This window comes from Streptomyces eurocidicus (assembly GCF_002891295.1).
In the GTDB taxonomy this organism is placed as follows: Bacteria; Actinomycetota; Actinomycetes; order Streptomycetales; family Streptomycetaceae; genus Streptomyces; species Streptomyces eurocidicus.
The window spans coordinates 182,760-195,822 of record NZ_LGUI01000001.1 but is presented as its reverse complement, the minus strand read 5'-3'; the positions used below and the strand labels follow the sequence as shown (position 1 = coordinate 195,822).

Annotated in this window: 9 protein-coding genes and 1 pseudogene; all 10 read left to right on the top strand. The window is 73.6% G+C overall.

Annotated elements, in window-relative coordinates:
- The first annotated feature begins 132 nt into the window (after positions 1 to 132).
- Complete coding sequence (rsmH, locus tag AF335_RS00810) at positions 133 to 1,092, top strand: 16S rRNA (cytosine(1402)-N(4))-methyltransferase RsmH (protein ID WP_102916314.1); 960 nt, start codon at positions 133 to 135, stop codon at positions 1,090 to 1,092.
- Positions 1,089 to 1,346, top strand: a pseudogene (ftsL, locus tag AF335_RS36520) (cell division protein FtsL); the annotation flags it as partial. The gene rsmH and the pseudogene ftsL, both read left to right, overlap by 4 nt.
- Positions 1,347 to 1,748: 402 nt before the next feature.
- Positions 1,749 to 3,704 (top strand): peptidoglycan D,D-transpeptidase FtsI family protein, encoded by a 1,956-nt coding sequence (locus AF335_RS00805; RefSeq protein ID WP_244926912.1) that lies wholly within the window; start codon positions 1,749 to 1,751, stop codon positions 3,702 to 3,704.
- A gap of 13 nt (positions 3,705 to 3,717) precedes the next feature.
- Positions 3,718 to 5,406 carry a UDP-N-acetylmuramoyl-L-alanyl-D-glutamate--2,6-diaminopimelate ligase gene (locus AF335_RS00800; RefSeq protein WP_102916312.1) on the top strand — a complete coding sequence of 563 codons (1,689 nt, stop codon included), beginning with the start codon at positions 3,718 to 3,720 and terminating at the stop codon, positions 5,404 to 5,406.
- A 65-nt stretch (positions 5,407 to 5,471) separates the two neighbouring features.
- Entirely contained in the window at positions 5,472 to 6,893 is a 1,422-nt protein-coding gene (locus tag AF335_RS00795; RefSeq protein WP_102916311.1) for a UDP-N-acetylmuramoyl-tripeptide--D-alanyl-D-alanine ligase, read from the top strand.
- Positions 6,893 to 7,957 carry a phospho-N-acetylmuramoyl-pentapeptide-transferase gene (gene mraY / locus AF335_RS00790; protein ID WP_102916310.1) on the top strand — a complete coding sequence of 355 codons (1,065 nt, stop codon included), beginning with the start codon at positions 6,893 to 6,895 and terminating at the stop codon, positions 7,955 to 7,957. The genes AF335_RS00795 and mraY overlap by 1 nt, the downstream gene beginning before the upstream one ends.
- The gene (gene murD / locus AF335_RS00785; RefSeq protein ID WP_244926875.1) at positions 7,954 to 9,417 is read left to right on the top strand and encodes a UDP-N-acetylmuramoyl-L-alanine--D-glutamate ligase; all 1,464 of its coding nucleotides are present in this window, start codon (positions 7,954 to 7,956) and stop codon (positions 9,415 to 9,417) included. The genes mraY and murD overlap by 4 nt, the downstream gene beginning before the upstream one ends.
- A gap of 100 nt (positions 9,418 to 9,517) precedes the next feature.
- The gene (ftsW, locus tag AF335_RS00780; RefSeq protein WP_102916967.1) at positions 9,518 to 10,861 is read left to right on the top strand and encodes a putative lipid II flippase FtsW; all 1,344 of its coding nucleotides are present in this window, start codon (positions 9,518 to 9,520) and stop codon (positions 10,859 to 10,861) included.
- A gap of 6 nt (positions 10,862 to 10,867) precedes the next feature.
- A complete protein-coding gene (murG, locus tag AF335_RS00775; protein WP_102916308.1) occupies positions 10,868 to 11,962 on the top strand; it encodes an undecaprenyldiphospho-muramoylpentapeptide beta-N-acetylglucosaminyltransferase in 1,095 nt (364 codons plus the stop codon).
- Positions 11,963 to 11,991: 29 nt separating this feature from the next.
- Entirely contained in the window at positions 11,992 to 12,837 is an 846-nt protein-coding gene (locus AF335_RS00770; protein ID WP_102916307.1) for a cell division protein FtsQ/DivIB, read from the top strand.
- The last annotated feature ends 226 nt before the right edge of the window (positions 12,838 to 13,063 follow it).

Below are 13,063 nucleotides of genomic sequence, written 5' to 3'. Positions count from 1 at the left end.
TGGCGTCACTTCCCCGGTGCCAGACCGGCCGCTTCCCCTCGGGGCGGGTGGGGACCCGGCGGTACGTGCGCCCCGCGCCCCCTCCGGATTCGCCGTGCACACGCCGAACCGGGCCGAATCTCAGAAGGGCGCATGAGCAGCAACGCGCGACACGTCCCCGTCATGCTCCAGCGCTGCCTGGACATGCTCGCTCCCGCTCTCACCGAGCCCGGCGCGGTCGTCGTCGACTGCACCCTGGGCGCGGGCGGCCACAGCGAGGCGCTGCTCACCCGGTTCCCGGAGGCCCGGCTCGTCGCCCTCGACCGCGACCCCACCGCCCTCGCGCTGGCCGGCGAGCGGCTGGCCCCCTTCGGCGACCGCGCCACCCTGGTCCGCGCCGTCTACCACGAGCTGCCCGACGTCCTGGCGCGGCTCGGCGTCCCCCGCGTCCAGGGCGTCCTCTTCGACCTCGGCGTCTCCTCCATGCAGCTGGACGAGGCCGACCGCGGCTTCGCCTACGCCCAGGACGCGCCCCTGGACATGCGGATGGACCAGACCACCGGCATCAGCGCGGCCGACGTCCTCAACACGTACGCCCCCGGCGACCTGGTCCGCATCCTGCGCAGCTACGGCGAGGAGAAGCAGGCCAAGCGGATCGTCGAGGCCGTGGTGAAGGAGCGCGCCAAGGAGCCCTTCGCCAACAGCGCCCGGCTCGTCGAGCTCATCCGCGACGCCCTCCCGCAGGCCGCCAAGCGGCACGGCGGCAACCCCGCCAAGCGCACCTTCCAGGCCCTGCGCATCGAGGTCAACGCCGAGCTGGCCAGCGTCGAGGCCGCCATCCCCGCCGCCGTGGCCGCCCTCGCCGTCGGCGGCCGGATCGCCGTGCTCTCCTACCAGTCGCTGGAGGACCGCATCGTGAAGCAGGTCTTCGCCGCCGGCGCCGCCACCACCGCGCCCCCCGGCCTGCCCGTCGTGCCCGAGCGCTACCAGCCCCGGCTGAAGCTGCTCACCCGCGGCGCGGAGCTGCCCACCGAGGAGGAGGTCGCCGAGAACCGGCGGGCCGCCCCCGCCCGGCTGCGCGGCGCCGAGCGCATCCGGGAGGAAGCCGCATGACCCCCGCGGCCCGCGGCCGGGGCGCCCGGCTCGGCCGGCTGCGCGTCGTGGGCCCGGCCGGGGCGAAACGCACCCCGTTCGTCCTGCTGGTGGTGGTGCTGCTCGGCTCCGGGCTGATCTCGCTGCTGCTCCTGAACTCCTCCCTCAACCAGGGCTCCTTCGACCTCACCCGGCTCCAGCGCGAGACCACCGAGCTCACCGACGAGCAGCAGGCCCTCCAGCAGGAGGTCGACCGGCTCGCCGCCCCCGACGCCGTGGAGCGGCGCGCCCGGGAGCTGGGCATGATCCCCGGCGGCAACCCCGCCTTCCTCGGCCCCGACGGCACCGTCCGCGGCGCCCCGGCCCCGGCCGGCGCCATGGACACCACGGGCTGGACCACGCCCCTGGCCCCCTCGGCGGACCAGGCCGCCCCGGCGGCCCGGGCCCCCGCGAACACCGCTCCCGCGGGCCCGTCGGCCGCTTCGGTCCCCCCGGGCGGGCAGGTCCCCGCGGCCCCGGCCGCACCCCCCGCCCGCAGTCCGTGCCCGCCCCGGCCGTGTCGGTACCCCCCGCACCGGCCGCACCACCGGCACCATGGGCAGCGACCGGCACCGCCGCCCCGACCGTGCCGGCCCAGCCGGACAACCCGCCCATCCCGATCACCGGCAGGTGACGCTGTGCCGCAGACCCCCGGAGGCCGGCCCCCCAGGCAGCCCGGACCCCGCCGCGGCGTGCCCGGCCCGCGCGCGCCGCACGGCCCCCGCCCGGTCGCCGGCCCGCCCGCCGCCCGCCCCCGGGCCGGCTCCCTGCCGCTCCGGCTCGGCAGCCCCCGGCCCCGGCTGCGCATGGTCGGCCTGGGGCTCGCGCTCGTCCTGCTGGCCTTCACCGTGCGGCTGCTCCAGGTGCAGGCGTTCGACGCCAGCGCGTACGCGGCCCGCGCCAATGTCAACCGCTACATCCCGGTGACCCTGGCCGCCGAGCGCGGCACCATCACCGACCGCACCGGGGTGGCCCTCGCCACCACCGTCGACGCCTACGACATCACGGCCGCGCCCGACCTGCTCACCCCCGACCGCATCAAGTCCGAGGGCGCGGCCCGGCGGGCCGCCGAGCTGCTCGCCCCGGTCCTGGACCAGAGCCCGGACGTGCTGGAGCGGAAGCTCACGGCCAACCCCAAGTCGAAGTACGTGGTGCTCGCCCGCCAGCAGACCCCCAAGACCTGGACCCGCGTCAAGGAGCTCAAGAAGCGCTCGGCGGCCGGGGCGGCGAAGAAGAAGGGCACCGGCGACGTCCTCGCCGGCATCAACCGCGAGCCGCACAGCAAGCGCGTCTACCCCAACGGCGGGCTCGCCTCGGGGATACTGGGCTTTGTGAACGCCGAGGGCCGCGGCGGCGGTGGCATCGAGGCCCAGCTGGACAAGGTGCTGGCCGGCCGGGACGGCAAGCTCGTCTACGCCCAGTCCGGCGGCCGCCAGGTGCCCACCGGCGACGTCAAGGAACAGCCCGCCGTGCCCGGCTCCCAGGTCGAGCTGACCATCGACCGGGACATCCAGTGGGCGGCCCAGAGCGCCATCGCCCGCCAGGTGGAGGAGTCCGGGGCCGACCGCGGCTACGTCGTCGTCCAGGACACCCGCTCCGGCGAGATCCTCGCCATGGCCAACGCCCCCGGCTACGACCCCAACGACCTCGCCCACGCCGACAGCGGCTCCCTGGGCAACGCCGCCCTCCAGGACGCCTACGAACCGGGCAGCGTCAGCAAGGTCATGACCATGGCCGCCGTCCTGGAGGAGGGCGCCGCCACCCCGGAGACCCGGGTCGAGGTGCCCAACCGGCTGCCGCGCGCGGACCGGGCCTTCGCCGACGACATCGACCACGCCACCTGGCACCTCACGCTCAACGGCGTGCTCGCCAAGTCCAGCAACATCGGCACCATCCTGGCCGCCGAACAGCTCGGCAAGGACCAGTCGCAGGCCAACCGGGTCCTCCACTCGTACCTGCGGAAGTTCGGCATCGGCGAGCCCACCGGGCTCGGCTTCCCGGGCGAGACCCCCGGCATCCTCGCCGACCCGGGGAAGTGGAGCGCCTCCCAGCAGTACACCATCCCCTTCGGCCAGGGCCTGTCCCTCAACGCCGTCCAGGCCGCGTCCGTCTACTCCACGATCGCGGGCGGCGGCCAGCGCGTGCAGCCCACCCTCGTCCGCGGCACCAAGGGCCCCGACGGCCGCTTCACCCCCGCGCCCACCCCGCCGCGCACCCGGGTGGTGAGCGGGAAGACCGCCAAGAGCCTCCGGGACATGCTGGAGTCCGTGGTCGACGACCGCGAGGGCACCGGCACCAAGGCGAAGATCCCCGGCTACCGCGTCGCGGGCAAGACCGGCACCTCCAACCGGGTGGATCCGGTCACCGGGCGCTACCACGGGTACACCGCCTCCTTCGCCGGCTTCGCCCCCGCCGACCAGCCGCGGATCACCGTCTACTGCGCCATCCAGAACCCCACCAAGGGGAGTTACTTCGGCGGCCAGATCTGCGGTCCCGTCTACAAGCAGGTGATGGAGTTCGCCCTGAAGACCCTCCAGGTACCGCCGTCCGGCACCCAGCCCCCGCGGCTGCCGGTCGGCTACGACGGCGAGTGATCCGGCGGCGGCCGTGACGACCATCACTCCCGATCCCGGGAACCGCGGCCCGGACCGCCCCTCGCTTCGCGACGGGGCGGGTCCGCCCGGTACGCTCACCGCCGTGCCACACGCTGATCAGTCCCCCACCACCCAGGACGCCCCCGCCGTACACCCGGGAGCGCCCCGCCCCACCCATGTCCGCCCCGCGCCCCTCGCGGAGCTGGCCGGTCAGCTGGGCATCGGCGCCCCGGGTGACGCCGACGTCACCGGGATCACCCACGACTCACGGGCCGTGCGGCCGGGCGACGTCTACGCCGCCCTGCCCGGCGCCCGCTTCCACGGCGCGGACTTCGCCGCCCAGGCCGCCGGCCTCGGCGCCGTCGCCGTGCTGACCGACCCGGCGGGCGCCGACCGCGCCGCGGCCACCGGTCTGCCCGTCCTCACCGTCGCCGACCCGCGCGGCCGGATGGGCGAGCTCGCGGCGACGATCTACGGACAGCCGGGCCGCGACCTGCTCCAGATCGGCATCACCGGAACCTCCGGCAAGACCACCACCGCCTACCTCATCGAGGGCGGCCTCAAGGCCATGGGCGGGCTCACCGGCCTCATCGGCACCGTCGAGTCCCGCATCGGCGACGAGCGGATCAAGTCCGAGCGCACCACCCCCGAGGCCACCGACCTCCAGGCGCTCTTCGCCGTGATGCGCGAGCGCGGCGTCCGCTCGGTCGCCATGGAGGTCTCCAGCCACGCCCTGGTGCTCGGCCGCGTCGACGGCTGCGTCTTCGACGTCGCGGTCTTCAACAACCTCAGCCCGGAGCACATGGAGTTCCACACGGGCATGGAGGACTACTTCCAGGCCAAGGCGGAGCTCTTCACCAAGGCCCGCAGCCGCGTCGGCGTCGTCAACCTCGACGACGAGTACGGCCGCAGGCTCGCCGAGGGCGCCTCCGAGGTCCCGGTCACCACCTTCTCCGCCGAGGGCCGCCCCGACGCCGACTGGCGCGCCGCCGACGTCGAGACCGGCCCCTTCGACTCGGTCTTCACCGTCCTCGGCCCGAACGGCGAGCGGGTCCGGGCCCGGTCCCCGCTGGCCGGCCCGTTCAACGTGGCCAACGCCCTGGCCGCCATCACCGCCCTCGTCGTCGCCGGGGCCGACCCGCAGACCGCCGCCGACGGCGTCGCCGCCGTCCCCGGCGTGCCCGGCCGGCTGGAGCGCGTCGACGCGGGCCAGCCCTATCTGGCCGTCGTCGACTACGCCCACAAGACCGACGCCGTCGAATCGGTTCTCCGGGCCCTGCGCAAGGTCACCGAAGGCCGCATCCACGCGGTGCTCGGCTGCGGCGGCGACCGCGACCGGACCAAGCGCGCCCCGATGGGCGCCGCCCTGGCCCGGCTCGCCGACACGGCCGTGCTGACCTCCGACAACCCCCGCTCCGAGGATCCCCTCGCGATCCTCGCCAGCATGCTCGCGGGCGCCGCCGAGGTGCCGGCCCACGAGCGCGGCACGGTCCTCCTCGCGGAGGAGCGGGCCGACGCCATCGCCGCCGCGGTCGCCCGCGCCGAGCCCGGCGACGCCGTCCTCGTCCTGGGCAAGGGCCATGAACAAGGCCAGGACATCGCCGGAGTCGTACGCCCCTTCGACGACCGCCAGGTGCTGCGCGAGGCCATCGAGGCCGTGCGGCCGGGCCCGTCGACCAAGCACCGGAACGACCAGGGATGACAGACCGCCATGCGCGCACAACCCTCCCCCCGGAAGCTCTCCCGAACGGCCGGAGGTAAATCTCAGTGATCGCTCTGTCCCTCGCCGAGATCGCCGCGATTGTCGGCGGGCAGCAGCACGACATACCGGACCCGGGCCGTACGGCCGACGGCCCGGTCGTCATCGACTCCCGTGAGGTACGGCCCGGCAGCCTCTTCGCCGCGCTGCCCGGGGACCACGTCGACGGCCACGACTACGCCGAGCGCGCCGTCGCCGCCGGCGCCGCGGCCGTGCTGGCCACCCGCCCCGTGGGCGTCCCCGCGATCGTCGTCGACGACGTCGTCACGGCCCTCGGCGCCCTCGCCCGCGCCGTCGTGGAGAAGCTCGGCACCACCGTCGTCGCGCTCACCGGCTCGGCCGGCAAGACCAGCACCAAGGACCTGATCGCGCAGCTGCTGCAGCGCCTCGGCCCCACGGTCTGGACCCCCGGCTCGCTCAACAACGAGATCGGCCTGCCGCTCACCGCGCTCTCCGCCGACGCCGGCACCGACACCCTGGTGCTGGAAATGGGAGCGCGCGGAATCGGCCACATCCGCTACCTCACCGAGATCACCCCGCCGCGCGTCGGCCTCGTCCTCAACGTCGGGACCGCCCACGTCGGCGAGTTCGGCGGCCGGGAGCAGATCGCCGTCGCCAAGGGCGAGCTGGTCGAGGCCCTGCCCGCCGCCGAGGCCGGCGGCGTCGCCGTCCTCAACGCCGACGACCCCCTGGTCCGCGCCATGGCCGCGCGCACCAAGGCCCGCGTCGTCCTCTTCGGCGAGTCCGCCGACGCCGACGTGCGCGCCGAGAAGGTCCGCCTCACCGCGACCGGACAGCCCTCCTTCACGCTTCACACACCCACCGGGTGCGGGGACGTGACCATGCGGCTGTACGGTGAGCACCACGTGTCGAACGCGCTCGCCGCCGCCGCCGTCGCCCATGAGCTGGGCATGCCCGCGCACGAGATCGCCTCCGCGCTCTCCGGGGCGGGCCAGCTCTCCCGCTGGCGGATGGAGGTCACCGAGCGTGCGGACGGCGTGACGATCGTCAACGACGCCTACAACGCGAACCCCGAATCCATGCGAGCCGCGCTGCGCGCGCTGGCCGCCATGGGCGAAGCCGCCTCGGCGCGCGGGGGCCGTACGTGGGCCGTGCTCGGTCCGATGGCCGAGCTCGGCGAGGAGGCCCTCGCCGAGCACGACGCGGTCGGACGGCTCGCCGTCCGGCTCAACGTCAGCAAGCTCGTGGCAGTCGGGGGCAGGGAAGCGGCCTGGCTGCGGATGGGCGCCTATAACGAGGGTTCGTGGGGTGAGGAGTCGGTGCACGTGTCCGACACGCAGGCGGCGGTCGACCTGTTGCGCAGCGAGCTGCGCCCGGGTGACGTCGTGCTGGTGAAGGCGTCCAGGTCGGTCGGCCTGGAGCGGGTCGCGCAGCAGCTGCTCGAGCGCGAGGGCGAGGTCCGGGGCTGATGAACCAGATCCTCTTCGCGGGTGTCATCGGTCTGGTCCTGACCCTCGTCGGCACCCCGCTGCTGATCAAGTTCCTGGCCCGCAAGGGCTACGGCCAGTTCATCCGCGACGACGGCCCGCGCGGCCACGCGGGGAAGAAGGGCACGCCCACCATGGGTGGCATCGCCTTCATCCTCGCCACGCTCATCGCCTACGCCCTGACCAAGGTCATCACCAGCCACGAGCCGACCTTCTCCGGTCTGCTGGTGCTGTTCCTGACCGCGGGCATGGGCCTGGTCGGCTTCCTCGACGACTACATCAAGATCGTCAAGCAGCGCAGCCTGGGCCTGCGCGCCAAGGCCAAGATGGCCGGCCAGCTGATCGTCGGCATCGCCTTCGCCGTGCTGGCGCTGCAGTTCGCGGACACCCGGGGCCAGACCCCGGCCTCCACCAAGCTGTCCTTCACCCAGGACTTCGGCTGGTCCGTCGGCCCCGTGATCTTCGTGGTCTGGGCGCTGTTCATGATCCTCGCGATGTCGAACGGCGTGAACCTCACCGACGGCCTCGACGGCCTCGCCACCGGCGCCTCCGTGATGGTCTTCGGCGCCTACGTCTTCATCGGCACCTGGCAGCACGGCCAGTCCTGCGGCAACCCGCTGACCGCCGGCGCCGCCTGCTACGAGGTCCGCGACCCGCTCGACCTCGCGGTCGTCGCCTCGGCGCTGATGGGCTCCTGCTTCGGCTTCCTGTGGTGGAACACCTCGCCCGCCAAGATCTTCATGGGCGACACCGGCTCGCTCGCCCTCGGCGGCGCCCTCGCGGGCCTGGCGATCTGCTCCCGCACGGAGATGCTGCTCGCCCTCCTCGGCGGTCTGTTCGTCCTGATCACCATGTCCGTGGTGATCCAGGTCGGCTCCTTCCGCCTCACCGGTAAGCGGGTCTTCCGGATGGCTCCGCTCCAGCACCACTTCGAACTCAAGGGGTGGAGCGAGGTCCTTGTGGTGGTCCGGTTCTGGATCATCCAGGGCCTGTGCGTCGCCGTCGGACTCGGAATCTTCTACGCGGGATGGCTGGCCATCAAGTGACCCCCCTTTCCGGCCCCTCCGGCCCCGCCGCCTGGAGCGGCAAGCACATCACCGTGGCCGGCCTCGGGGTGAGCGGCGTCAGCGCCGCCCGCGCCCTGGCCGGCCTCGGCGCCCGGGTGACCGTGGTCGACGGCGGCGACGGCGAGGCGCTGCGCGAGCGCGCCGCCGCGCTCGGCGCCGAGGGCGTCACCGTCCGCCTCGCCGACGCCGAGACCCTGCCCGAGGGCACGGACCTGGTCGTCACCTCGCCCGGCTGGCGCCCCGACAGCCCGCTCTTCGCGGCCGCCGCCGCGGCCGGCGTGGACGTGGTCGGCGACGTCGAGATCGCCTGGCGGCTGCGCGGCGAGAACGCCGCCCCCTGGCTCGCGGTCACCGGCACCAACGGCAAGACCACCACCGTGCAGATGCTGGCCTCGATCCTCACGGCCGCGGGGCTGCGCACCGCCGCCGTCGGCAACATCGGCACACCGATCGTCGACGTCGTGCTCGCCCAGGACGCCCCGGGCGCGGAGCCCTACGACGTCCTGGCCGTGGAGCTCTCCAGCTACCAGCTGCACTGGGCGCCGTCGGTCCGCGCCCACTCCGGGGCCGTCCTCAACCTCGCCCCCGACCACCTCGACTGGCACGGCTCGATGCAGGCGTACGCCGCCGACAAGGGCCGGGTCTTCGAGGGCAACCAGGTGGCCTGCGTCTACAACACGGCGGACCCCCGCACCGAGCACCTGGTCCGCGAGGCCGACGTCGAGGAGGGCTGCCGCGCCATCGGCTTCACCCTCGGCGCCCCCGCGGTCTCCGAGCTCGGCGTGGTCGACGGCCTCCTCGTCGACCGGGCCTTCGTGGCCGACCGGCAGAAGAACGCCCAGGAGCTCGCCGAGGTCGCCGACATCAAGCCGGCCGCCCCGCACAACATCGCCAACGCCCTCGCGGCCGCCGCCCTGGCCCGCGCCTTCGGCGTGCAGCCCGCGGCCGTCCGGGAGGGCCTGCGCGCCTTCCGCCCGGACGCCCACCGGATCGCCCATGTCGCGGACGTCGACGGCGTCGCGTACGTGGACGACTCCAAGGCCACCAACACGCACGCCGCCGAGGCGTCCCTGGCGGCCTACGAGTCCATCGTCTGGATCGCCGGCGGCCTCGCCAAGGGTGCCACCTTCGACGACCTCGTGACCCGGTCGGCGAAGCGGCTGCGCGGCGTCGTCCTGATGGGCGCCGACCGCGCCCTGATCGGTGAAGCGCTGGCGCGACACGCCCCGGATGTGCCGGTGGTCGACCTCGACCGGACCGACACTGGTGCGATGGCCGAAGCGGTCCGCGAAGCGGCCCGGCTCGCCGGACCGGGGGACACCGTGCTCATGGCCCCGGCGTGCGCCTCGATGGACATGTTCGTCAACTACAACAAGCGCGGCGAGGCATTCGCCGAGGCGGTCCACGCGCTCGCGGCGGGCCGCGACACGGACGCGTAGCCGCCCGGGCCCGGGCGCGGACGGGCGGCGCGGGACTCGAGCGGAGGGACACCCGGATGCACGCCGGCCACACCGCAGCCCCCCGGGGCCCCCGGGACGCCTGGACGGCCCTGCGCGGGCCCGCCGCGCGCCCCGGCCCGTCCGGGCGCCCCGCCCGGCGGGGCCCGTGGCGGGGCGGCCCGGCCGCCGGCCGCCCCGCGGCACCGTGCTGGGCGGGCTCAAGACCCTGCACATCCGTGCCAAGCGCGCCTGGGACCGGCCGCTGACCGCCTATTACCTGGTGCTCGGCGGCTCCCTGCTGATCACCGTGCTGGGCCTGGTCATGGTCTACTCCGCCTCCCAGATCAAGGCCCTGCAGAACGGCCTGCCGCCCAGCTTCTTCTTCCGCAAGCAGCTGCTGGCCGCCGCGATCGGCGCCGTGCTGCTGCTGACGGCCGCCCGGATGCCCGTGAAGGTGCTCCGGGCCTTCGCCTACCCCGCCCTCGCGGGCTCGCTCTTCCTGCTCTGCCTGGTCCAGGTGCCCGGCATCGGCGAGACCATCAACGGCAACACCAACTGGATCTCGCTCGGCGGCCCCTTCCAGCTCCAGCCCAGCGAGTTCGCCAAGCTGGCCCTGGTGCTCTGGGGTGCCGACCTGCTGGCCCGTAAACAGGTCAAGAAGCTGCTCACCCAGTGGAAACACCTGCTGGTGCCGCTGGTGCCGGTGACCTTCGTGCTGCTCGGCCTGATCATGCTGGGCGGCGACATGGGGACCACCGTGGTGCTCACCACGGTGCTGCTGGGCCTGCTGTGGGTGGCCGGCGCCCCCACCCGGCTGTTCGCCGGGGTGTTCGGCGTCACGGCCGTCCTCGCCGTACTCTTCATCAAGACCAGTGCGAACCGGATGTCCCGGCTCGCCTGCATCGGCGCCACCGACCCCGGCACCAATGACCAGTGCTGGCAGGCCGTGCACGGGATCTACGCGCTGGCCAACGGCGGATGGTTCGGGGCCGGCCTCGGAGCGAGTGTGGAGAAATGGGGCGAACTCCCCGAACCTCACACGGACTTCATCTTCGCCATCACCGGCGAGGAACTCGGTCTCGCGGGGACGCTGTCGGTGCTCGCCCTGTTCGCGGCTCTAGGCTATGCGGGTATCCGCGTGGCCGGACGCACGGAGGACCCCTTCGTGAGGTACGCCGCGGGAGGTGTGACCACCTGGATCACGGCCCAGGCCGTGGTCAACATCGGTGCGGTGCTCGGCCTGCTGCCGATCGCCGGTGTCCCCCTGCCGCTGTTCTCCTACGGAGGGTCCGCCCTGCTGCCGACCATGTTCGCCATCGGGCTGCTGATCGCGTTCGCACGCGACGAACCCGGTGCACGGGCGGCGCTGGCCATGCGGCAGCCTGGGGTGAGATGGAAGACGATGAGACGGCGCGTCAAGAAGCGACCGTCCGGAGAGCGGTGAATTTCGGTGCATGTCGTACTCGCCGGTGGGGGGACCGCCGGCCACATCGAGCCCGCGCTCGCCCTCGCGGACGCCCTGCGCAGGCAGGACCCGACCGTGGGGATCACGGCGCTCGGCACGGAGCGGGGTCTGGAGACCCGGCTGGTGCCCGAGCGGGGCTATGAACTCGGGCTCATCCCCGCCGTACCCCTGCCTCGCAAGCCCACACCCGAGCTGATCACCGTCCCCGGACGGCTGCGCGGCACCATCAAGGCCGCCGAGCAGATCCTGGAGCGCACCAAGGCGGACTGCGTGGTCGGCTTCGGCGGCTATGTGGCGCTGCCCGGCTATCTGGCCGCCAAGCGGCTCGGTGTGCCGATCATCGTGCACGAGGCCAACGCCAGGCCCGGCCTCGCCAACAAGATCGGCTCGCGCTACGCGGCCGGCGTCGCGGTGTCCACCCCGGACAGCAAGCTGCGCAACGCCCGCTACGTCGGCATCCCGCTGCGGCGCACCATCGCCACCCTCGACCGGGCCGCGGCCCGGTTCGAGGCGCGGGCGTATTTCGGGCTCGACCCCAACCTGCCGACCCTGCTGGTCTCCGGCGGCTCGCAGGGCGCCCGCCGGCTGAACGAGGTCGTCCAGGCCGTCGCCCCGGCGCTGCAGCGCTCCGGAATCCAGATCCTGCACGCGGTCGGTCCGAAGAACGAACTGCCGCATGTGGACAACATGCCCGGAATGCCGCCCTATGTCCCGGTACCGTATGTGGACCGGATGGATCTCGCGTACGCCGCGGCCGACATGATGCTCTGCCGCGCGGGCGCCATGACCGTCGCGGAGCTGTCCGCCGTCGGGCTGCCGGCCGCCTACGTCCCGCTGCCCATCGGCAACGGCGAACAGCGGCTGAACGCCCAGCCGGTGGTCAAGGCGGGCGGCGGCCTGCTGGTCGACGACGCCGAGCTGACCCCCGAGTGGATCCAGAGCCAGGTCCTCCCGGTGCTCGGCAACCCGCACCGGCTGTACGAGATGTCCCGCGCCGCCTCCGAGTTCGGGCGCCGCGACGCCGACGAGCTGCTCGTCGGCATGGTGTACGAGGCTATTGCCGCACGCAGAGCGGGCTGAGCGCCCGTAGAGCAGGAGGCTAGGGGAGCGTGGCCGGACCGTCGACCGCTCAGCGCGGTGGCTCGAAGAGCAGGAACCCCAGGAGCGGGAAAGCGGTGCGGTCCGGCCCGCCCCGGCCGGCCAAGCGCAAGCCGCGCGGGCCCCGCGGCCGCTTCCCCCTCCTCCGGCTCAAGGTGCCCCGGCGGCGGCTGCTCCTCTGGACCGCCGCCGCGGTGCTCCTCGGCGGCGCCGCCGGCTGGGCGCTCTACGGCTCCAGCTGGCTGCGGGCCCGGCACGTGGACGTCAGCGGCGTCCGGGTGCTGACGCCCGAGGAGGTGCGCGAGGCCGCCGAGGTCCCGCTCGGCGAACCCCTGGCCTCGGTGGACACGGACGCCATCGCCGAGCGGCTGCGCGAGCGGCTGCCGAGGATCGACACGGTGGCCGTCGAGCGGTCCTGGCCGCACGGGATCGCCCTCGAAGTGGTCGAACGTCAGCCACGGGCGATCGTCGAGAAGGGCGGAAAGTTCATCGAAATCGACGGCGACGGCGTGCGGTTCGCCACAGTCGATCGCGCTCCGAAGGGCGTCCCCCGGCTGACGGTCGAGGCGGCGGACTCGCCCAGCCTCCGCCGGTTCGGCCCGCCGAGGCTGGAGCGCGAGGGCGTCCGGGTCGCCGAGTCGCTGCCCGCGGACGTCCGCGCGGACACCCGTGCCATCCGCGTACGCTCGTACGACTCCATCACTCTGGAGCTGACGGGCGGTCGGACGGTGGTCTGGGGGAGTGGTGAGCGGGGCGACGCGAAAGCCCGTACGCTCACCGCTCTGATGAAGGCGGCGCGGGGGGCGCGGCACTTCGATGTGAGCGCTCCCAGCGCTCCGGCGGCATCGGGGAGTTGACGCCCGGGGCGGCCGGCCGACACCCTGGCTGGCTACGGCTATGGGTGATCACATAGGGTGAAAAGAAAAACGGGAGGTTCGGCGTGTTCGTTGAACACGCGCGGCTTGTCGACTTAGTGTCCTGTTCGGAGAACCCCAGCGAACAGTGGCACCGGTAACCCTAAACTTGAGGTTGAGGGTTCGGGTCGGCATAGAGAACCGTCCCCCAGGCATACGTAACTCGAGG

Excerpts from the sequence above, each read along its gene's own strand:
- rsmH (WP_102916314.1), top strand. The coding sequence starts at position 133 with ATGAGCAGCAACGCGCGACACGTCCCCGTCATGCTCCAGCGCTGCCTG.
- mraY (WP_102916310.1), top strand. The coding sequence starts at position 6,893 with ATGAACCAGATCCTCTTCGCGGGTGTCATCGGTCTGGTCCTGACCCTC.